Source organism: Stappia sp. TSB10P1A, assembly GCF_900185725.1.
Taxonomy (GTDB): domain Bacteria; phylum Pseudomonadota; class Alphaproteobacteria; order Rhizobiales; family Stappiaceae; genus Stappia.
In genome coordinates this window covers 93,700-112,486 of the sequence record NZ_FYAU01000029.1, presented here as the reverse complement: position 1 = coordinate 112,486, position 18,787 = coordinate 93,700, and the positions used below count along the sequence as shown (strand labels likewise).

At 67.6% G+C, this 18,787-nt stretch carries 19 protein-coding genes; 3 read left to right on the top strand and 16 right to left on the bottom strand.

The features are described from left to right. Nucleotides 1-65: 65 nt before the first annotated feature. The 4 genes from TSB10P1A_RS14365 to TSB10P1A_RS14350 form a co-directional block, all read right to left on the bottom strand. Entirely contained in the window at nucleotides 66-815 is a 750-nt protein-coding gene (locus TSB10P1A_RS14365; protein ID WP_186388626.1) for a glucose 1-dehydrogenase, read from the bottom strand. 31 nt (nucleotides 816-846) lie between these two features. Next, nucleotides 847-2,124, bottom strand: coding sequence for a TRAP transporter large permease (locus TSB10P1A_RS14360; protein WP_186388625.1), 1,278 nt, complete (start codon nucleotides 2,122-2,124; stop codon nucleotides 847-849). After that, nucleotides 2,121-2,639 (bottom strand): TRAP transporter small permease, encoded by a 519-nt coding sequence (locus TSB10P1A_RS14355; protein WP_186388624.1) that lies wholly within the window; start codon nucleotides 2,637-2,639, stop codon nucleotides 2,121-2,123. Before TSB10P1A_RS14355 ends, TSB10P1A_RS14360 begins: the two co-directional genes overlap by 4 nt. A 171-nt stretch (nucleotides 2,640-2,810) precedes the next feature. Beyond that, nucleotides 2,811-3,794, bottom strand: a complete 984-nt coding sequence (locus tag TSB10P1A_RS14350) for a TRAP transporter substrate-binding protein (RefSeq protein ID WP_186388623.1) — start codon at nucleotides 3,792-3,794, stop codon at nucleotides 2,811-2,813. A 195-nt stretch (nucleotides 3,795-3,989) separates the two neighbouring features. On the opposite strand from TSB10P1A_RS14350, the gene TSB10P1A_RS14345 reads away from it, so the two are divergent. Further along, nucleotides 3,990-4,760 carry a FadR/GntR family transcriptional regulator gene (locus TSB10P1A_RS14345; protein WP_186388622.1) on the top strand — a complete coding sequence of 257 codons (771 nt, stop codon included), beginning with the start codon at nucleotides 3,990-3,992 and terminating at the stop codon, nucleotides 4,758-4,760. 79 nt (nucleotides 4,761-4,839) lie between these two features. On the opposite strand, the gene TSB10P1A_RS14340 is transcribed toward TSB10P1A_RS14345, so the two are convergent. The 4 genes from TSB10P1A_RS14340 to TSB10P1A_RS14325 all read right to left on the bottom strand — a co-directional run bounded on the left by TSB10P1A_RS14340 (nucleotide 4,840) and on the right by TSB10P1A_RS14325 (nucleotide 9,181). Beyond that, nucleotides 4,840-6,297: an aldehyde dehydrogenase family protein gene (locus TSB10P1A_RS14340; RefSeq protein WP_186388621.1), complete on the bottom strand. Its 1,458-nt coding sequence runs from the start codon at nucleotides 6,295-6,297 to the stop codon at nucleotides 4,840-4,842. Between the two features lie 77 nt (nucleotides 6,298-6,374). Beyond that, nucleotides 6,375-7,436: a tartrate dehydrogenase gene (locus tag TSB10P1A_RS14335; protein WP_186388620.1), complete on the bottom strand. Its 1,062-nt coding sequence runs from the start codon at nucleotides 7,434-7,436 to the stop codon at nucleotides 6,375-6,377. Nucleotides 7,437-7,527: 91 nt separating this feature from the next. After that, the gene (locus TSB10P1A_RS14330) at nucleotides 7,528-8,262 is read right to left on the bottom strand and encodes a transcriptional regulator NanR (RefSeq protein ID WP_186388619.1); all 735 of its coding nucleotides are present in this window, start codon (nucleotides 8,260-8,262) and stop codon (nucleotides 7,528-7,530) included. A 91-nt stretch (nucleotides 8,263-8,353) separates the two neighbouring features. Continuing rightward, nucleotides 8,354-9,181: a phosphogluconate dehydrogenase C-terminal domain-containing protein gene (locus tag TSB10P1A_RS14325; protein ID WP_305849901.1), complete on the bottom strand. Its 828-nt coding sequence runs from the start codon at nucleotides 9,179-9,181 to the stop codon at nucleotides 8,354-8,356. A gap of 125 nt (nucleotides 9,182-9,306) precedes the next feature. Here TSB10P1A_RS14325 and TSB10P1A_RS14320 point away from each other — a divergent pair, with 125 nt between their 5' ends. Together TSB10P1A_RS14320 and TSB10P1A_RS14315 are read left to right on the top strand one after the other, a co-directional pair. Continuing rightward, on the top strand, nucleotides 9,307-10,563 hold the full coding sequence (locus TSB10P1A_RS14320; RefSeq protein WP_186388617.1) for a ribulose-bisphosphate carboxylase large subunit family protein: 1,257 nt from the start codon (nucleotides 9,307-9,309) through the stop codon (nucleotides 10,561-10,563). Then, nucleotides 10,563-11,876: a four-carbon acid sugar kinase family protein gene (locus tag TSB10P1A_RS14315; RefSeq protein ID WP_186388616.1), complete on the top strand. Its 1,314-nt coding sequence runs from the start codon at nucleotides 10,563-10,565 to the stop codon at nucleotides 11,874-11,876. The genes TSB10P1A_RS14320 and TSB10P1A_RS14315 overlap by 1 nt, the downstream gene beginning before the upstream one ends. A 3-nt stretch (nucleotides 11,877-11,879) precedes the next feature. Here the strand turns inward: TSB10P1A_RS14315 and TSB10P1A_RS14310 are convergent, their stop codons facing one another. The 8 genes from TSB10P1A_RS14310 to TSB10P1A_RS14275 form a co-directional block, all read right to left on the bottom strand. Continuing rightward, complete coding sequence (locus TSB10P1A_RS14310; protein WP_186388615.1) at nucleotides 11,880-12,965, bottom strand: LacI family DNA-binding transcriptional regulator; 1,086 nt, start codon at nucleotides 12,963-12,965, stop codon at nucleotides 11,880-11,882. A 22-nt stretch (nucleotides 12,966-12,987) separates the two neighbouring features. Then, complete coding sequence (locus TSB10P1A_RS14305; RefSeq protein WP_186388614.1) at nucleotides 12,988-14,010, bottom strand: succinylglutamate desuccinylase/aspartoacylase family protein; 1,023 nt, start codon at nucleotides 14,008-14,010, stop codon at nucleotides 12,988-12,990. A gap of 25 nt (nucleotides 14,011-14,035) precedes the next feature. Continuing rightward, nucleotides 14,036-14,380, bottom strand: coding sequence for a RidA family protein (locus tag TSB10P1A_RS14300; protein ID WP_186388613.1), 345 nt, complete (start codon nucleotides 14,378-14,380; stop codon nucleotides 14,036-14,038). Between the two features lie 91 nt (nucleotides 14,381-14,471). Then, nucleotides 14,472-15,251, bottom strand: a complete 780-nt coding sequence (locus TSB10P1A_RS14295; protein ID WP_186388612.1) for a transporter substrate-binding domain-containing protein — start codon at nucleotides 15,249-15,251, stop codon at nucleotides 14,472-14,474. A 34-nt stretch (nucleotides 15,252-15,285) separates the two neighbouring features. Then, complete coding sequence (locus tag TSB10P1A_RS14290) at nucleotides 15,286-16,017, bottom strand: amino acid ABC transporter ATP-binding protein (protein WP_186388611.1); 732 nt, start codon at nucleotides 16,015-16,017, stop codon at nucleotides 15,286-15,288. Further along, nucleotides 16,004-16,654, bottom strand: coding sequence for an amino acid ABC transporter permease (locus tag TSB10P1A_RS14285; RefSeq protein ID WP_186388610.1), 651 nt, complete (start codon nucleotides 16,652-16,654; stop codon nucleotides 16,004-16,006). The genes TSB10P1A_RS14290 and TSB10P1A_RS14285 overlap by 14 nt, the downstream gene beginning before the upstream one ends. Nucleotides 16,655-16,665: 11 nt before the next feature. After that, entirely contained in the window at nucleotides 16,666-17,334 is a 669-nt protein-coding gene (locus TSB10P1A_RS14280) for an amino acid ABC transporter permease (protein WP_186388609.1), read from the bottom strand. Between the two features lie 15 nt (nucleotides 17,335-17,349). Next, complete coding sequence (locus TSB10P1A_RS14275; protein WP_186388608.1) at nucleotides 17,350-18,600, bottom strand: alanine racemase; 1,251 nt, start codon at nucleotides 18,598-18,600, stop codon at nucleotides 17,350-17,352. Nucleotides 18,601-18,787: the final 187 nt, after the last annotated feature.

The following is an 18,787-nucleotide window of genomic DNA, read 5'->3' as shown; positions in this document are numbered from 1 at the left end:
GGGCCGGACGCGACATCCGGCGCCGCACCCGATGCGGGCCGCGCCGGATGTCTTTCATGGGTGCATCAGATGCAGCGGCCGCCGTCGACTTCCAGCAGCACGCCGGTGATGAACTCCGCCTCGTCGGAGGCGAGGAAGCCACAGGCCTTGGCAATGTCGAGCGGGCGAGACAGGCGGCCGAGCGGAATGCCGGCGATGATCTTGGCCCGCGTCTCCGGCGTGTCGTCGCCCGGCAGGAACTGATCGGTCAGGCCGGTCTCGCCCATCACCGGGTTGATGCCGCAGACGCGGATCTTGCGGTCGGCGAGTTCCACGGCCATGGAGCGCGTGATGGCGATCGCCGCGCCCTTGGTGCCGTTGTACCAGGTCAGGCCGGGACGCGGACGCACGCCGGCGGTCGAGGCGATGTTGATGATGACGCCGCCGCCGTTCTTCTCCAGCACCGGCACCGCGTGGATCGCCGCGTGGTAGAGTGACTTGACGTTGACCGCGTAGACCTTGTCGAAGGTCGCCTCATCGACGAGCAGCATCGACTGGTTCTTGTGGGTGGTGCCGGCATTATTGACGAGGATATCGAGCTTGCCGAAAGCGTCGAGCGCCGTCTGCACCATCGCCTTGGTGGACTCGCCGCTGGTGACGTCGGCGGTGCAGGCAACGGCGGCGGCGCCGATGTCGCTTGCGACCTTCTGCGCCGCGTCGCCGCGGATGTCGGCGACGACGACCTTGGCGCCCTGCTCGGCGAAGTAATGGGCAATGCCCTCGCCATAGCCGCCGCCGGCGCCGGTGACGATGGCCACCTTGTCCTTCAGTTTCATTGCAGTCTCCCGAAAAGAGGCAGCGCCATCGCTACCTGTAGAACAGCTCGACAAGGCCGAGCGAAATGAACGGCACGTAGGTCACCAGCAGCACGCAGCCCATCACCACCAGCACCATCGGCACCAGGGCCGGAATGATCTTCTGGATGGAGATCTTCGCCACCGCGCAGGCGGCGAAGAGATTGACGCCGACCGGCGGCGTGAACATGCCGAGCGCCAGATTGACCACGATGATCAGGCCGAAATGCACTGGATCGACGCCATAGGCGATGGCAATCGGCGCGAGCAGCGGCGCCAGCACCAGGATGGCCGCGGACGTCTCGACGAACATGCCGACGATGAACAGGAAGACATTGACGGCGATCAGGAAGCTGACGCGGTCGGTGAACACCTGCTGGACCCACTCGGCGATGATCGCCGGAAGGCCGGAGCGGGTGACGAGGAAGGAGAAGAGGCCGGCGCCGGCGATGATCACCATGATCACCGCGCTGGAGATCACCGAGGTGCGCAGCGCCGCGTGGATCTTGGCAAGGGTCAGCGAGCGATAGACGAAGAGGCCGACGAACAGCGCATAGACCACGGCGATGGAGGAGGCCTCGGTCGGCGTGAAGATGCCGCCATAGATGCCGCCGAGCACAATCACCGGCATCAGCAGGGCCCAGAGCGCATGGACCAAAGCGCCAAAAAACGGCTTGCGCCCGTCGCCGTCCATCTTTCCGTAGCCCTTCACCCGGCACAGGATGATCAGGTAGACGAAGAGCGCGCTGGCCACCAGGATGCCGGGGCCGATGCCGGCCAGGAAGAGCTGGCCGATCGAGGTTTCGGTGGCAACGCCATAGAGGATGAGCGGGATCGACGGCGGGATCAGCACGCCGAGCTCGGCCGAGGAGGCCTGGATCGCGGCGGCAGTGCCGACCGGATAGCCGTGCCGGACCATGGCTGGAATCAGAATCACGCCGATCGCGAAGGTCGTGGCGACCGAGGAGCCGGAAACCGAGGCGAAGATCATGCAGGTGACGACGCAGGTGCAGGCCAGCCCGCCCTGGATGCCGCCGACCATCGATTTCGCCAGTTCCACCAGTCGCTCGGAGATGCCGGCCGCCGCCATCAGATTGCCGGACAGGATGAACAGCGGCACGGCGAGCAGCGGAAACGAGTCGAGGCTGGCGAAGATCCGCTGCACGGCGAGCAGCAGCGGCACAGTCGAGAAGAACTGGATGCCGAAGGCGCTGGCAAGGACCAGCGACACGCCGATCGGAACGGCGACGGCAAAGAGGATCAGCAGCGAGAAGGCAAGGGCCGCGTTCATACCTGGCCCTCCACGTCCTTGAGCTCGCCGGAGCGGGCATCATCCTGACCGGTGAAGCTGACGATGGTGCGCGCGATGACACCGGGGACGGCGAGTGCTGCGCCGACCGGCAGCGCCGCATAAACCCAGGCGATGCTGACATCAAGGCCGGCAAGGTTCTGCCGCTGCACCCTGAACGCCATGGCCGTGCCGTACCAGATCAGCAGGGCGAGGAAGATCAGCGACGCGGCGGCAATCACGATGGTGAGCACCTGGCGAAGCGGCTTCGGCCCGACATCCATCAGAAAATCGACGGCGATCATCGCGCCCTGGCGGAACGCTGCGGCAAGGCCGAGAAACACCATCCACATCATCGCCGAGCGGGCCGCCACTTCCGACCACGCGGAAGGATGCCCGAAGACGAAGCGCGTCACCACCTGGTAGAAGGTGAGAGCGACGATCGCCGCCAGGGCGAGGACCGACAGTTCGAGAGCGACGCGGGTCACCCGGCGCTCGGCGGCGAAGAACCATTGCATGATCGAACTCCTGCCGGAGAACCGCTGGCGACCGCGACGGCGGCGCCACCTGCGGCCGACCGGGGAACGCCATCAGGGGCGACCGCTCGCGGCCGCCCCAGGGACGCCGGTCGCGAGACGACCGTGACCAGTCGCCTCGCGGTGCCCGGCGGGCGGGGCCTTGGGAGGGCCTTACTGCTGCGCGGCCTGGATGCGCTTCAGCATCTCGTCGCCATACTTCGCCTTGAAGCTGTCATAGGCTGGGGCGACGGCCTGCTGGAAGGCAGCCTGATCGACCGTCTCCACCACGTTCATGCCGTTCTGGCGCAGCAGGGCGACGCCGTTGGCCTCATCGGCCTCGACCTTGGCGCGGGTCGCCTCGACGGCCACCTTGGCGGCCTCCTCGAACCAGCCCTTTTCCTCGTCGGACAATCCGTCCCACAGGCTCGGCGAGGCGAGGATGATGGCCGGCGAATAGACGTGGCCGGTCAGGGTCAGGTTGCTCTGCACCTCCCAGAACTTCGAGGCGGTGATCACCGGGATCGGGTTCTCCTGGCCGTCGATGACGTTCTGCTGCAGGGCGGCGAAGACCTCCGGGAAGGCCATCGGCGTCGGCGAGGCACCGGCTGCGCGGAAGGCTTCCATATGCACCGGGTTCTCCATGGTGCGGATCTTCAGGCCCTGCAGGTCGGCGGGCGTGTTGATCGGGCGGCTGGAGTTGGTCACGTGGCGGAAGCCGTTCTCCGACCAGGCAAGGGCGACGAGGTTGTTCTCGCTGACCTTGTCGAGCAGTTCCTGACCGATCTCGCCGTCGAGCACGCCGCGTGCCGAGGCATAGTCCTTGAAGAGGAAGGGCAGGTCGAGCACCAGCGCTTCCGGCACGAAATTGCCGAGCGGGCCGGTCGAGGAAATGGTCAGTTCGACCGAGCCGATCTGCAGGCCCTCGATCACGTCACGCTCGCCGCCGAGCGCGCCGGCGGCCTGCTCGCGGATCTCGTACTTGCCGCCGCTGAGCTCGGACAGCTTCTTGCCGAACGCCTGGACGCCCATGCTGTAGTGGGAATTCTGCGCCGTGGAATGCGCGAAGTTCAGAACGGTCTGCGCCGTGGCGGCACCCCCCATCGCCATCGAAAGGGCGAGCGTGGACACGACAGTCAAGCTGCGGAAACGAAACATAGCGATATCCTCCCTGGTGTCTCCTGCACCGATCGCGAAGTTTGGCGGCGATCGATCATCCAGTCAACACGTTTTACAACTTAACTCTAACTGGTATGATGATCACCCGCAAGCTGGGGCCTGGCAATTGCCGCAATAGAGCGTCGGCGCCCGGCGATATTGACCGAACGGCAGGATTGACCAATAAGTCGAGACATGGACAAGGCCGCACCGACATCGCGGTCGGGGGAGTTCACCTTCGCCGACCTCCAGCAGAGCAAGGCCGATCGGCTGGCCGACCGGGTCTATGAGAACCTGTTCCATGCCATCGTCACCGGCATGATCGCGGCAGGCACCAAGCTGCCGCCGGAAAACGTGCTTGCCGGAGAGTTCGACGTGTCGCGCCCCGTCCTGCGCGAGGCGCTGGACAAGCTGCGCGAGGACGGGCTGATCTCCTCGGTGCGCGGCTCGGGCAACTATGTGCAGAACGCCCTCGGCGCCAGCCCCGAGCGCGCCACCGGCGACGACGACCGCGACGCGCTGGAGCGTATCGGCGATATGCTGAACGGCATCGAACTGCGCCTGATCGTCGAGCCGCAGGCGGCCTATCTCGCCGCCAAGCGGCGCGGGCCGGCGGATATCGAGCGGCTGCGCGAGGCGCTCGATCGCTTCTCCGAGGCAATGCACACCAACGCGATCATGCACTATCACGACTATGCGTTCCACGAGGCGGTGGCCATCGCCACCTGCAATCCGCGCATCGTCAAGACGCTGAAATCGCTAGAATATGACGTCACCCGCTCGGTGACCCTGATGCGCTTCCTGGTGAAGTTCCAGCCGCTGGTGCGCGCCGAGGCGGTGCAGGCGGAGCACGAGGACATCTTCCGCCATATCGAGGCGGGCGCGGCGACCAAGGCCAAGCGCGCGATGCGCAATCATATCGAACACGCCCGCACGCGAATGATGAACAGCCGCCCCGGCTTCTGACCCCTCATCGCTCCCGGCCACACGAAACGGGCGGAACCCGAAGGCCCCGCCTGTCCGATCTTGTTGCGATATCCGCGGCTCAACCGTGCTTCAACACCACGGTCTTGATCGTGGTGAAGCTGATCATGCCCTCGAAGGCCTTCTCGCGGCCGTAGCCGGAGCGCTTCATGCCGCCGAAGGGCAGTTCGATGCCGCCGCCGGCGCCGTAATTGTTGACGAAGACCTGGCCCGCCTCGATGGCATGGGCGCAGCGCATCTGCCGGCCGCCATCCTGGGTCCAGACCGAGGCGGTGAGCCCGTAGGGCGTGCCGTTGGCGAGGCGGATCGCCTCGGCCTCGTCATCGAAGGGAAAGGCCGCCAGCACGGGACCGAAGATCTCGTCGCAGGCGAGGCGGCTGTCGGGCGCCGCACCGTCCAGCAGCATCGGCGGGAAGTAGTAACCGCTTTCGGGCGCGTCGGGTTTCACCTGCCCCTTGGCAACGACCTGTGCGCCGTCGGCGAGCGCCGCCTCGACCAGTTCGGTGACCCGGCGCAACTGGCGGGCGCTGACGATGGGACCGCAGTCTGGATCGTCGATGCCGGGACCGACCTTCAGCGCGGCAAAGCGCTCGGCGAGCCGCGCCATCACCTCCGGATAGATCGAGCGCTCGATGAGCACGCGGCTGCCGGCCGCGCAAGTCTGGCCGGCATTCTGCACGATGGCGTTGACGACGACCGGCAGCGCCGCGTCGAGATCCGCATCGGCAAAGAGGATCTGCGGCGACTTTCCGCCGAGCTCCAGCGTTACCGGCACGTGGTTTTCCGCCGCCGCCTTCGCAACGGCGGTGCCCGTCTGGGGCGAGCCGGTGAAGGAGATGTGGTTGATCCCCGGATGACCGGCGAGCGCTGCACCCGCCTCCATGCCGAAGCCGCAGACGATGTTGAGCGCCCCGGCCGGAAGGCCCGCCTGAAGCGCCAGTTCGCCAAGCCGCAGCGGCGTCAGGCAGGCATCCTCTGCCGGCTTGACGACGCAGGCATTGCCGGCCGCCAGGGCGCCGCCGACCGAGCGGCCGAAGATCTGCGAGGGATAGTTCCACGGGATGATGTGGCCGGTGACGCCATGGGGCACCCGCAGCGCCAGAACGGTCATGCCCTTGGAATAGGGGATCGTCTCACCATGGTGCTTGTCGGCGGCCGAGCCGTAATATTCGAAATAGCGGGCGGTCGCGGCGATATCGTTGCGCGCCTGGGTCAGCGGCTTGCCGGTGTCGAGGCATTCCAGCTCGGCGAGCTCCTCGGCATGATCGAGGATCAGCGCGGAAAAGCGCATCAGGATGCGGCCGCGCTCCAGAGCGCTCTTGGCGCCCCATTCGCCCTCGAAAGCAGCGCGCGCCGCTTCCACGGCCCGGTCAACCTCGGCCGCGCCGCCGCGCGGCAGGCGGGCGAACACCCGGCCGTCGGCCGGGTCGACGACGTCGATGCCGCCCTTGTCCGCGCGGTCGACGACCTTGCCGTCGATGATGTGGCCGAAGGCCGTGATGGATGTCCTGTCGAGCATCGTACTTGCTCCTGAAAGTGGCTGAAACCGGGGAAAGGACCAGCCGACAACACGCACCGGCTGGTTCTGCCAAAGGATCAGGCGAGCGCCTCGGCGATGGCCTTGCCGGCCTCGATCGTGCCGGCGCTGCCGCCGAGATCGCGGGTGCGCGGACCGCCCTGCGACAGCACCGTCTCGATCGCGGTCTCGATGGCGCGGGCGGCCTCCAGCTCGCCGAGATGCTCCAGCATCATGGCGCCGGCCCAGATCTGGCCGATGGGATTGGCAATGCCCTGGCCGGCAATGTCGGGGGCAGACCCGTGCACCGGCTCGAACATCGAGGGATTGGCGCGGGTCGGGTCGATATTGCCGGACGGTGCGATGCCGATGCTGCCGGCGACCGCGGGACCGAGATCGGAGAGGATGTCGCCAAACAGGTTGGAGCCGACGACCACGTCGAACCAGTCCGGATGGTTGACGAAATGCGCGGTCAGGATGTCGATGTGGAACTTGTTCGCCGCGACGTCGGGATACTCGGCCGAAATCGCCGCGAAGCGCTCGTCCCAATAGGGCATGGCGATCTTGATGCCGTTCGACTTGGTGGCCAGCGAGACCTTGTTGCGGCGGGTGCGCGCCAGTTCGAACGCATAGCGCAGGATCCGGTCGGTGGCGCGGCGGGAGAACACCGATTCCTGAATCACCAGCTCTTCCGGCGTGCCCTGATAGAGAATACCGCCGGCGGAGGAATACTCGCCTTCCGAATTCTCGCGGACGATGACGAAGTCGATATCCTTGGCATCGCGGCCGGCGAGCGGCGAGGTGATGCCCTTGAGCAGGCGGGCCGGCCGCAGCGCGACATAGAGGTTGAGCTCGCGGCGCAGGCGCAGGATCAGGTCCCAGGTGGAGATGTGGTCCGGCACGGTGGGCCAGCCGACCGCTCCGAGGAAGATCGCATCGGCGCCGCGCACCTGGTCGACGCCGTCTTCCGGCATCATCCGCCCATGGCGGGCATAGTAGTCGCAGTTCCAGTCGTAGTCTTTCCAGTCGACCGTGAACCCGAAGCGCCGCGCGGCCGCCTCCACCACCCGCTGGCCCTCGGGCACGACCTCCTTGCCGATGCCGTCGCCCGCAATCACCGCGATATCGTAATTCCTGCCCATGGAGCACCTCCCGAGACGTCTTTAATTCCGGCGGCGACCATGCGGCAAAGCGCCAGATGAGTCAATTGAGTTTACAACTATACAAAACGTCTCAGGCATCCTCGCGGTGCTGATAGAGAAGATCGCTGCGGTCGAGATGGATGCCCATGGCGGCGGCGGCGCCCTCCTGGTCGCCGGTGGCGAGCCGGTCGACAATCACCGCGTGCTCGGCCAGGGTCTTGGTCTCGCCGCCGGACCACAGCAGCAGCTCCGAATGATAGTTGAACAGCCAACTGAGCATGGCATCGCCGACGGCGGCGAAGATCGGATTGCCCGACAGCGAGGCGATCTTGCGGTGGAAGGCGATATCGGCGGCGATGAAGGCCTCGGCATCGCCCAGCGCCTCGCGCTGGCGGTCGACGAGCCGGCGCAGTTCGGCGATGTCGGTGGCGGTGGCATTGGCGGCGGCGAGCCGCACCATGCCCATCTCGAAGAAGCGGCGCGCCTGCTTGAGGTGCTCCAGATTGTCCGGCGAGGCCGACAGCATCAGGCGGGCCACCCCGTCGATCTGCCGGATCACCGTGTCGGCGGTGAGCGCGCTGACCCGGGCCCGCTCGCCGTGGGAGATGCTGATCAGGCCCATCGTGTCGAGCGATTGCAGCGCCTCGCGCACCGCCGGCCGGCCGACGCCGAAGCGCTCCATCAGATCGCGTTCGGACGGCATCAGCTCGCCGGGCAGCACCTCGCGGCGGGTGATCATCTCCAGCAGCCGTTCCAGCACCTGGTCCGACAGCTTCCGCCTGACGATCTTGTCGCCCTCGTCCGTTTTCGTGCCGCGCTTGCGCATTCCAGCTCCCTCGCCCAGGCCATCCACCTCCTATAGCAATGCTGGAGTGCGGCTGCCTATATGGCAGCCGCAAACGTCGTCCCGAACGCCGTCAGGTGATGGCGCGGATGCTCGCCGCGATCTCCTGCGGCTCGAAGACGCCGCGCCAGTCGTCGCGCATCAGCCGCGGCTTGCCGTTGGCGATGGCCTTGTTGCAGGCATCGGAGAACGCGCCCTGCACCTCGCCCATGACGACGGCACCGAGGATGTTGAGATGGCCCAGCAGGAAGTCGCGGGCCGCGACCGGATCGACGCCGCGCGCAACGACCTCGTCCATCGCTTCCTTCATGACGACGAGCAGGGTGGCGCAGACCGTCTCCGACAGGCCCGGCTCGAGCAGCGCCATCTGCTCCACCGTGACCCGGTGCGAGCGCAGGATCGGGCCGTAGATGGTGCGGGCGATCTCCTCGCCGACCGCGTAGTGCTCCTCCGGTCCCTGCATCAGGGCGCTGACGATGGCCTGCTTGGCGGCAACGCCGCCGAAATAGTCGCGCTTGGCCGCCATCTCGGTCTCGTCGTTGAAGATCGGCGGATGGCAGGGATGCGAGACGAAATAGGTGACGTCCGCGCGCTCCGGGAAGTGGCCGGCAAAGGGCGCGGCGGCATCGAGCGCCATCACCAGCGTGCCGGGATCGAGCTTCGGCACGACGGTTGCCGCGACCGCCTGGATCGCCGTATCCGGCACGGCGAGGATGACGGCGCCGGCCCCGGACAGAGCGGCGTCCATGTCGACGCATTCGACGCCGAGGACCTCGCGCAGGCGGGCGCGCCCCGCCTCGCCGATTTCCACATGCGCGACCTCATAGCGCGAGCCCTTGAGGTTGGTGGCAAGACGCACGCCCATCTTTCCGCCGGCGCCAAGCAAAGCAATCTTCATCAGTCGACCTCCTGTTTGGCGGCGATGAAACCCGTCAAACATCATGTTGTCAACTGGTATGATGAGATGATATCGAACCTGCCAACGGATGCCGGCACGCGGCAGGGATGCGAGAGGGAACGTGGCAGATGGAACGGCTTTACGCACGCTACGAACTGGAAAGCCCGCTGCCGCTGGAAGATGCCGCGGGGGTGATCGCCGGCGAGCAGTCCTGCGGCACCTTCCTGCGCCTGCCGGGAGAGACCGACGAGCTGCGCGAGCGCTCCGGCGCGAGGGTCGAGAGCATTGTGGAGACGGGAAGCTCGCCGACCCCGGCCCTGCCCTGCCGGATCCGCTCGGACCGCTACCGGCGCGGCGAGATGGTGCTGTCCTGGCCGCTGGAGAATTTCGGCCCCTCGCTGACCAACGTGCTGGCGACGGTCGCGGGCAACCTGTTCGAGCTGGCGGAGGTCTCGGCGCTACGCCTTCTCGACATCACCTTCCCGCCGAGCTTTGCCGGCGCCTATCCGGGCCCGGCCTTCGGCGTTCAGGGCACGCGGCGCCTTGCCGGTGTCGAGGGTCGGCCGATGATCGGCACGATCATCAAGCCGAGCGTCGGCCTTGCGCCCGACGAGACGGCGGCGATGGTCGAGCAACTGGTTGCCGGCGGCATCGACTTCATCAAGGACGACGAACTGCAGGCCGACGGCTCGCACTGCCCGTTCGAGGCGCGCGTCGATGCGGTGATGCGGGTGGTCGAGGATCATGCGCAGCGCAACGGCCGCAAGGCGATGGTCGCCTTCAACATCACCGGCGAGATCGACGAGATGAAGCGTCGCGCCGATCATGTTGTGGCGCGCGGCGGCACCTGCATCATGGTCAGCCTGCACTCGATCGGGCTGGCCGGCCTTGGCGCCATTCGTCGCCATGCCAGCCTGCCGCTGCACTGCCACCGCAACGGCTGGGGCCTGTTTTCCCGCTCGCCCGACATCGGCATCTCATATGAAGCCTGGCAGAAGTTCTGGCGCATCGCCGGCGCCGACCACCTGCATGTCAACGGGCTGGCCAACAAGTTCTCCGAGAGCGATGCCTCCGTGATCGCCTCGGCGAGAGCCGTCGGCGCGCCGCTGTTCGGGAACGGGCTGCCCGGTTTCGAGGCGCTGCCGGTCTTCTCCTCCGGGCAGACGGCGGCGCAGGTCGCCGGCACCCATGCGGCGGTCGGTTCGCCCGACTTCCTCTATTGCGCCGGCGGCGGCATCATGGGCCATCCGCACGGCATTGCCGGCGGCGTGGCGAGCCTGCGCCAGGCGGCGGATGCGGCGATGGCCGGCAACGATATCGACACCCACGCCCTGACCCATCCCGAGCTTGCCGCCGCCCTGTCCCTGTTCAAGGACAAGCGCTGATGGCCGGCGACCTGCTGCTCTCCTATTACGGCGACGACTTTACCGGCTCGACCGACGTGATGGAGGCGCTGACCTCCAACGGGATCGAAACGGTGCTGTTCACCCGCAGGCCGGACGATGCCCTGCTGGCGCGCTTTGCCGGCTGCCGGGCAGTGGGGCTTGCCGGCACCAGCCGCAGCCGATCGCCCGACTGGATGGACGCGGAACTGCCGCAGGTGTTTGCCTGGCTGAAGTCGCTCGGCGCACGCTTTTGCCATTACAAAGTCTGCTCGACCTTCGACAGCGCCCCTCATCGCGGCTCCATCGGCCGGGCGATGGAGATCGGCCTTGCCGCCTTCGGCCAGCACCGGCTGGCGCTCGTCGTCGGCGCGCCGCAATTGCGGCGCTACACGTTCTCCGGCCATCTCTTCGCCGCCTGGCGCGACACGCTGCACCGCATCGACCGGCACCCGGTGATGGCGCACCATCCGGCTACGCCGATGGGCGAGGCCGACCTGTTGCTGCATCTCGCCGCCCAGACCTCCCTGCCCTCCACCCTGGTCGGCCCGACCGATCCGGCGCTGGGACAGGTGCCGCCGGACGAGGCCCGCATCGTCCTCCTTGATGTCTTCGACAAGGCCTCCCAGGTGGCCGCCGGCGCCTATCTCGAGGACGCCGGCCGGCAGAACGGCCCGCTGGTCTTCGGCTCGTCGGGCATCGAGTATGCCTTGCTCGAGGCATGGCGGCAGAGCGAGACGGGGGTACGTCCTGCGCGGTTCGAGCCGCTGACGCGGCAGGAGCGGATGGCGATCGTCTCGGGCAGTTGCTCGCCGACGACCGAACGGCAGATCCGTACCGCGCTCGATGCCGGTTTTACCGGCATCGAGATCGACTATGCGGCGCTCGCCTCCGGTGAGGGTCGAGAGGCGGCGTTCGAGACGGTGCTGGCCCGCGCTGAGGGCGTGCTCTCCTCCGGCGGCAGTCCGCTTGTCTATACCGCCCTCGGCCAGACCAGCGTGGTGGCGGCCGGTCACGACCAGGGAGGCGACGATGCGGTGGGCGAGGCGCTCGGCCGGCTGCTCGCCGCGCTGCTCGTGCGTCACGGGCTTGCCCGCGTGGCGGTGGCCGGCGGCGACACGTCGAGCCACGCGCTCGGCGCGCTCGACATTCACGCCCTGACCCTGCGCCATCCGATTCCCGACAGCCCCGGTTCGCCGGTCTGCAACGCCCATGGCGCCGACGGGGAGCCGGGTGTCGAGCTGATCCTCAAGGGCGGCCAGATCGGCAAGGACGACTATTTCGTACGCCTGCGCGACGGCACTCTGATCGGCTGAACCTCAGGTCGTCTCGCCGGGGATCAGCTCCAGATCGAGGCACAGGCTGGACGGCAGCCTCCCCTCGCTGCGCGGGTCCAGCCGGTCGACGATCATCTCGCCCGCATGGGTGCCCATGGCATGGCTGTCGAAGGAGATGGTCGACAGGCGCGGCGACAGCTCACCGGCCAGGTCGTTGTCGCCGAAGGTCAGCAGAGCGAGATCGTCGGGGATGCGCCGTCCCTGCTGGCGCGCCTCCAACAGCGTGCCGAGGCCGAGCAGGTCGTTGGCGCAGAAGATCGCATCGAAGCCACGCCCGCCCTCCACCAGGCTGCGGTAGGCCTGGCGCCCGTCAATGACGCTGTCGACCTGTTCCACCCGGATCGTCTCGACGATCTCCGCCCCCAGCTCCGCCGCCCGCTCGGCAAAGCCGGAAAGGCGCAGGGCGCCGCGGCCGCCGCTGCGGCCCATGAAGGCAAGCCGCCGATAGCCGCGTTCGACCAGGTGGCTTGCCGCCAGCCGGCCGGCATCGGTGTTGGAGAAACCGACCAGCATGTCGAGCGGATCGGGCGGGTAGGCCCAGCTCTCGACGATCGGAATGTCGAGTTCGCGCAGCAGGCCGCGGTTTTCCTCCAGCTCGATAACACCGGTGAAGAAGACCGCGGCAGGCCGCAGCGAGCGCAGCGACTGGATGGCGCTCAGTTCGCGCGAATAGGAATAGGAGGTCTGGCCGACCATCAACTGGTAGCCGTGCTGCTCCACCACCCGGGCGCAGGCGCGCACTGCTTGGCTGTATTGCTGGCTGAGCAGGTTGGACACGAAGGCCGCGACGATGCTGGAGCGGCCCGAGCGCAGGGCCGAGGCATGCGGATTGGACCAGTAGCCGGTCGCCTCCACCACCTGCAGGATGCGGTCGCGGGTCTTCGGCGAGACCATATCGGGCGTGCGCAGGGCGCGGGACACGGTGATCGGCGAGACGCCGGCCTGCCGGGCGACATCCTCGATGCGCGGCGGGCGGGCCGGGCGGGCGGCAGCTCCCTCCGGCCTGTCGGGTGCAAGGCGCAGCACGGCATCATGGGTATGTGCCGTCAGATCGGTCGCTTTCGCCATGCTGCCCCGTTCTCCCGCGCCGTCAGGCCATTTCGTCCTCCCGCAGGGGACGCGCCGCCTGCATGAGACAATCGCCGGCCTGGCTGTCGCAATGCAACCGCCGCGACAGCACGATGCCCGCCCGAGCGAAGCGCAGCTCCTCCTCCGGCAGGTCGAGCCGTTCGAAATCGTGATACCAGCCGGCGAGATCGCCGGCCTCGACCCTGTCGCCCAGCGCCACCGCCGGCTCGAACCAGCCCCGCCGAACCGCATAGATCGCCTGTGCGTGGCTTTCAAGGGCCAGCACGGTCATTTCCTTGCGCGACAAGGGCTTACGGGACAGCAGGGGAGCATCGATGACGCCCAGCTCGATCAAGACGTTGTCGATGGCGCAGGCCGTCGCCTGCATGGACTCGGCCGTCACCGTGCCGCCGCCGCCGAACTCGCCGCTGAGGCCGATGGCCCCGGCCCGCGCGGCCGCCGCCATGGAAGTCGGTGCCGCCGCACCGTTCTCCGCGACGAAGCCGTAGGGGAGCCCGGTCGCCCGCATCAGCCGCAGGGCGGCGGCGAAGCGCTCCGGCGGGCCCTGGCGCTCGATCAGCGCGCAATGCAGGTGCTCCATCGAGGTGCCGCCTGAGTGCAGATCGAAGACCACGTCATGGACGGGGAACAGTTCGTGCTCGAGAAAATGCGCGATGCGGGCCGTCGGTGTGCCGAGCGGATCGCCGGGGAAGGCGCGGTTGAGATTGCCCTCGTCGAGCGGCGAGCGCCGCCGCGCCGCCATGACAGCAGGCGCATTGGCGAAGGGGATGATGGTGACCTCGCCGCGCATCCGCTCGGGCGTCAGTTCGCGCGCCAGCCGCGCCAGCAGGATCTCGCCCTCGTATTCGTCGCCGTGGTTGCCGGCCATCAGCAGGATGCGCGGTCCCTCGCCGTTGCGCAGGCGAACGACGGGGATCTTCGCCTGGAAATAGGGCGAGCGGTCGATCGAGAACGGCACGGACAGGCGGGCAAGCCGCCGGCCCTGTGCCGTCAGGTCGAGATCGTGGAAAACGCCAGTGTGCATGGTCGCCCGGCCTGGGAGGGGAGGATCAGAGGGCGGCGATCGCGGTCATCTCGACGCGCAGGTCCGGATCGGCGAGGCGCGCCTCGTAGCAGGCCCGCGCCGGCGGGTTGGCCGGATCGATCCAGGCGTCGTATACGGCGTTCATCGCGTCGAAGTCGATGATATGCGGCAGCAGGACGGTCACCGCGACGAGGCGCGAGCGGTCGCTGCCGGCCTCAGCCAAAAGCGCATCGATCTTGGCCAGGACCTCGCGGGTCTGCTCCTGAAGGCTGCCCTTGCGGTTGTCGGCCACCTGGCCGGCAATGTGGACATGGCCGCCCGAGACGACGGCCTGGGACATGCGCGGGCCGACCTGGAAACGCGTGATCATCGACTTTACTCCGTGACTGTCGAAATACTGGAACGCCCGGACGGACGAGACCACGCCACAGGGAACGCGATCCCGCCCGTCCGGGAGGAACTCACATGTTGGGAAGCGGCGTCGCTTCCTTGAACCACTTGACCTGCAGCGCCTCGAGCTTGCCGTTCATGCGGTTGAAGAACAGGTCCGTGTTCAGCCACTGCAGCAGGTTGTGCTCGCCGTGGCGAACGGCGGCGTGGGCCGGCGACTGGCGGATCAGGAACTTCAGCTCCACGTCGGCAGAGCCGGAGGCGTTGAGCGCGATGGCGCTGTTCTCGGCGAAGTATTCGGTCTGGCCGGCGAAGAAGGCGGCGAGCGCGCTGGCCGCATCCTCGAAACGCACGAGATTGGCGCCCGTCGCGTTGTCAGTCAGCCAGACGTCGAGCGTGGTGCCGCGGGCAACGGCAATCGACTTGCCGGCAAGCTCTTCCGGGCTGGAATAGGCGGGCGTGCCGGCCTTGCCGTAGACGCCAAGCTGGACCGCGACATAGGGCGAGGTGAACATGACCTGCTGCGCGCGCTCAGGGGTGGCGCCAGCGGCCGCGACGAGCACGTCGATCTGGTCGGAGAGCAGGCTCGGCAGGCGGGCCGCGCCGGTCACCTCGACGATCTCCAGATTGACGCCGAGATCGGCGGCAACGAGGGCGGCGAGTTCCACGTCGAAGCCAGTGAGCTTGCCCTCGCCGTCACGGAAGCCCCAGGGGGCGGAATCCGCAAGCACGCCGATGCGCACCTTGCCGGCATTGAGAATGTCCTGCAGCTTGTCGGCGAAGGCCGAGCCGGAGGTGAGCGAGACGGCAGCGATGGCTGCTGCCGCGAGAGCCGTCCTGAAGAAGTTCATGGGGGTTCCCCTTTCCTTTGGAAGAAGCCGGCCGTCAGCGGACCGAGCTTATGAAATTCGCCAACTCCGGCGTTGCGGGATTGGCGAAAAGATCGGCGGGCCGGCCTTCTTCATGGACCATGCCCGCATGCATGAAGACGAGCTTCGAGGCGACGTTGCGCGCGAAGTTCATCTCGTGGGTGACGAGGATCATCGTCATGCCCTGGGTGGCGAGGTCCTCCATGACCTTCAGCACTTCGCCGACCAATTCCGGGTCGAGCGCCGAGGTGACCTCGTCGAACAGCATCAGGTAGGGCGACATGGCCAGGCACCGGGCGATCGCCACGCGCTGCTGCTGGCCGCCGGAAAGCTGGCCGGGATAGGCGTCGATCTTCTCCTCCAGCCCGACCTGGGCGAGAACCTTGAGCGCCAGCTCGCGCGCCGCATCGCCCTTGGCGACCCTGCCGGTCAGCACCGGTGCCAGGGTGATGTTGCGCGCCACCGTCATGTGCGGAAACAGGTTGAACTGCTGGAAGACGATGCCGACATGCTCGCGCAGCTTGCGCAGGTCGGTGGAGCGGGAATGGACGCGCTCGCCGGCGACGAGGATCTCGCCACCGTTGATCTGCTCCAGGCCGTTGATGCAACGCAGCAGCGTCGACTTGCCGGAGCCGCTGCGGCCGATGATGGTGACGATCTCGCCCTTCTCGACGGCAAGATCGATGCCGCGCAGGACCTCCACCTCGCCGAAGGACTTGTGGACGTTGCGGATCTCAACGAGCGCCATTGAGCTTGTCCTCCAGGGAACGGGACCAGAGCGTGAGCGGGAAGCACAGGGCGAAATAGATCGCCGCCACGCAGGCATAGGAAAGAAGCGGCTGGAACGTCGCCGCGCTGGCGAGCTGCCCGGCACGGGCCAGCTCGACGAAGCCGACCACCGAGGCGAGCGACGTGTTCTTGATGAGCTGCACCAGGAAGCCGACCGTCGCCGGCAGCGCGATGCGGAACGCCTGCGGCGCGATCACATGGCGGAAGGTCTGCCAGCGGGTCAGGCCGAGACAGGCCGCCGCCTCGCCTTGTGCGACATGCACCGCCTGAATGCCGCCGCGCCAGATCTCGCCGAGAAAGGCGGCGGTGAAGATGGTGAAGGCCGCGCCGACCGAGACCAGCGCCGGAACCTTGATGCCGAGGAAGACCGGCATGCCGAAATAGAAGAACATCAGCAGGCCGAGCACTGGCACGCCCTGCACGAGTTGCAGGATGCCGGTGGCGAGGAGCCGCGCGAGGCGGCTGCGCCCGGTGCACATGCGGGCGAGCAGCAGGGCCAGCGGCGCGCCGAAGGCCAGCGCAAGGACCACCAGCGTCGCCGTCCACTGCACGGCGGCCAGCATGGTGAGGACGTCGGAAATCGTGAAACCGCGCATCGTCCCGCCTCCTATCGACCGGTCGGCCAGCGGAAGGCGATCCGGCCGATGCCCGCGAAAGCCAGCCGGAATGCCAGGACCAGGGTGAAGTAGATCGCGCAGACGACCGCATAGACCTCGAAGCTGCGGAAGGTGCGGCTCTCGACAAAGGCGGCGGCATGGAACAGTTCCGGCGCCGAGACCTGCGAGGCCAGCGAGGTTCCGAGCAGCAGCAGCACGATCTGGCTGGTGATCGAGGGATAGATGTTGCGCAGGGCCGGCGGCAGGATCACATGGCGGAACACCTGCCAGCGGGTCAGCCCGAGGCATTGCCCGGCCTCGATCTGGCTGCGCGGGATCGAGGCGAGACCGCCGCGAATGATCTCCGACGCATAAGCGCCCATGTAGATGGAGAGCGCGGCGGCGGCGGCATAGACCGGTGGCAGCCGCAAGCCGGCATAGGGCAGCACGAAGAAGATCAGGAAGAGCTGGATCAGCGCCGGCGTGTTGCGGATCACCTCGACATAGCTGCGCACGAACAGCCGCAGCGCGGCGAAGCGGCTGCCGGCGGCGGCGGCGCCGGCAAGACCGATCGCCAGACCCGCCAGCGTCGCCACGAGGGTGAGCAGCAGGGTCAGCGACATGCCGTGCAGGAACTCGTCCTGATAGCGCCAGAGCTGGTTGAAATTGAGCTGGAGCATGTGCCTTCCGGCGTCCTAGCTGAAATGGGTGGGATAGGCGGCGGCGATCCGGCCATCGGTGCCGCGCCCGAGGATCACCCGCCAGCGGTCCAGGCAGGTGCAGGGATGGGAGATGCCGAAGGCGACGATGTCGCCGACGCCAAGATCGCTGCCTTCCGGCAGCCGCAGGAAGGCGTGCTGGTCGTTGAGCTTCACCACCTTGCCCAGGGCATCGCGGCTTGCTGTTTGCACTCCCTCGCGCCAGGCCGCAAGCGGTACCGGCAGATCCTGGTCATAGGAGACGTCGCGCATGCCCATGCCGCAGATCGCAAGCCCCGGCTCGGGCCGCGACAGCACCTCGGCCCAGACGGTCAGCGCCGGGCGGAAGGCGTCGAGCGCAGCAACGCCCGTCACCGCGGCAAAGCCGGCCCGCGCATCCATCGCGGCGAGCGCCCGCTCATAGACCCCGTGGTCGTGAAAGAAGATCGCGCCGCTGCGCAGCACCAGTTCGGTGTTGCCGTCCCGGCGCGCCAGCGGCTTGAGATCGCCGACGACGAGATCAAAGAAGGAGGACCCGCCGGCGCTGAGGATCAGCGGACGGCCCGGCGCGGCAGCGCGCAGCAGGGCATGCACCTCGCCGACCAGCGCATCAAGCGCGGAAATCGCCCTCATCGTTTCCTGCGGATCGGCGGTTGCAGCAGCCCCCTCATAGGCGGCGACGCCGGCAAGCTCGACATGGGACAGGCGGGACGCGGCGTCGATCACGGCGCAGGCGGCGTCGAGGCTGCGCGCACCGGCACGGCCCGCCCCGACCTCCACCAGCACCGGCACGGTGCGTCCGGCGGTGCGGCCGACATGATCGACCGCCTCCAGGCTCTCGGGCGCGTCAGCGAAGAAGACGAGCGTCGCGTCGGGAAAGCGCTGCAGGAGCGCGGCGAACCGTTCGGCCGAGCGAAGGCCGCCGATCTGGTTGGCGACGAGCAGACGGCGGGCGCCACTCTCGAGGAACACGCGTGCCTGCTGCAGGTTGGCGACGGAAAGCCCCCAGGCACCGCGATCCAGCAGGCGCTGCGACAGTTCGGGGGACATCGGCGTCTTGGCATGCGGGGCGATGGAGACGCCGGCCTTGGCGACATAGTCGAACATCGCCTCGACATTCGCGTCGAAGGCTGCCTCGTCCAGGGTCAGGACCGGCAGGGCGAGCTCTCCGCGCTCCGGCGACAGGCCGAGGTCCGGACCGCCGGCGCCTTGTGCAGCACTTGCCTTGAGGATCCCGTCTTCCCGCATCGTTCCGTCCCTCGCGCGGCTCCCGCCACGCCCTCCCGCCTGGATTTCGCTGCCGAGCCTCCGGTCGGCTGGCCTTTTCGTCGTCTCCGAAACACCGAACCGATCCGTTCCATCGGCTCGTCAATCACCGCATGACAACGTTGTCATTGCCACTAACATTCGAATGACAACGTTGTCAAGAACACCA

Bases quoted from the DNA above. Each gene is read 5' to 3' on its own strand.
- TSB10P1A_RS14365 (WP_186388626.1), bottom strand. From the start codon at position 815: ATGAAACTGAAGGACAAGGTGGCCATCGTCACCGGCGCCGGCGGCGGC.
- TSB10P1A_RS14360 (WP_186388625.1), bottom strand. From the start codon at position 2,124: ATGAACGCGGCCCTTGCCTTCTCGCTGCTGATCCTCTTTGCCGTCGCC.
- TSB10P1A_RS14355 (WP_186388624.1), bottom strand. From the start codon at position 2,639: ATGCAATGGTTCTTCGCCGCCGAGCGCCGGGTGACCCGCGTCGCTCTC.
- TSB10P1A_RS14350 (WP_186388623.1), bottom strand. From the start codon at position 3,794: ATGTTTCGTTTCCGCAGCTTGACTGTCGTGTCCACGCTCGCCCTTTCG.
- TSB10P1A_RS14345 (WP_186388622.1), top strand. From the start codon at position 3,990: ATGGACAAGGCCGCACCGACATCGCGGTCGGGGGAGTTCACCTTCGCC.
- TSB10P1A_RS14340 (WP_186388621.1), bottom strand. From the start codon at position 6,297: ATGCTCGACAGGACATCCATCACGGCCTTCGGCCACATCATCGACGGC.
- TSB10P1A_RS14335 (WP_186388620.1), bottom strand. From the start codon at position 7,436: ATGGGCAGGAATTACGATATCGCGGTGATTGCGGGCGACGGCATCGGC.
- TSB10P1A_RS14330 (WP_186388619.1), bottom strand. From the start codon at position 8,262: ATGCGCAAGCGCGGCACGAAAACGGACGAGGGCGACAAGATCGTCAGG.
- TSB10P1A_RS14320 (WP_186388617.1), top strand. From the start codon at position 9,307: ATGGAACGGCTTTACGCACGCTACGAACTGGAAAGCCCGCTGCCGCTG.
- TSB10P1A_RS14315 (WP_186388616.1), top strand. From the start codon at position 10,563: ATGGCCGGCGACCTGCTGCTCTCCTATTACGGCGACGACTTTACCGGC.
- TSB10P1A_RS14310 (WP_186388615.1), bottom strand. From the start codon at position 12,965: ATGGCGAAAGCGACCGATCTGACGGCACATACCCATGATGCCGTGCTG.
- TSB10P1A_RS14305 (WP_186388614.1), bottom strand. From the start codon at position 14,010: ATGCACACTGGCGTTTTCCACGATCTCGACCTGACGGCACAGGGCCGG.
- TSB10P1A_RS14300 (WP_186388613.1), bottom strand. From the start codon at position 14,380: ATGATCACGCGTTTCCAGGTCGGCCCGCGCATGTCCCAGGCCGTCGTC.
- TSB10P1A_RS14295 (WP_186388612.1), bottom strand. From the start codon at position 15,251: ATGAACTTCTTCAGGACGGCTCTCGCGGCAGCAGCCATCGCTGCCGTC.
- TSB10P1A_RS14290 (WP_186388611.1), bottom strand. From the start codon at position 16,017: ATGGCGCTCGTTGAGATCCGCAACGTCCACAAGTCCTTCGGCGAGGTG.
- TSB10P1A_RS14285 (WP_186388610.1), bottom strand. From the start codon at position 16,654: ATGCGCGGTTTCACGATTTCCGACGTCCTCACCATGCTGGCCGCCGTG.
- TSB10P1A_RS14280 (WP_186388609.1), bottom strand. From the start codon at position 17,334: ATGCTCCAGCTCAATTTCAACCAGCTCTGGCGCTATCAGGACGAGTTC.
- TSB10P1A_RS14275 (WP_186388608.1), bottom strand. From the start codon at position 18,600: ATGCGGGAAGACGGGATCCTCAAGGCAAGTGCTGCACAAGGCGCCGGC.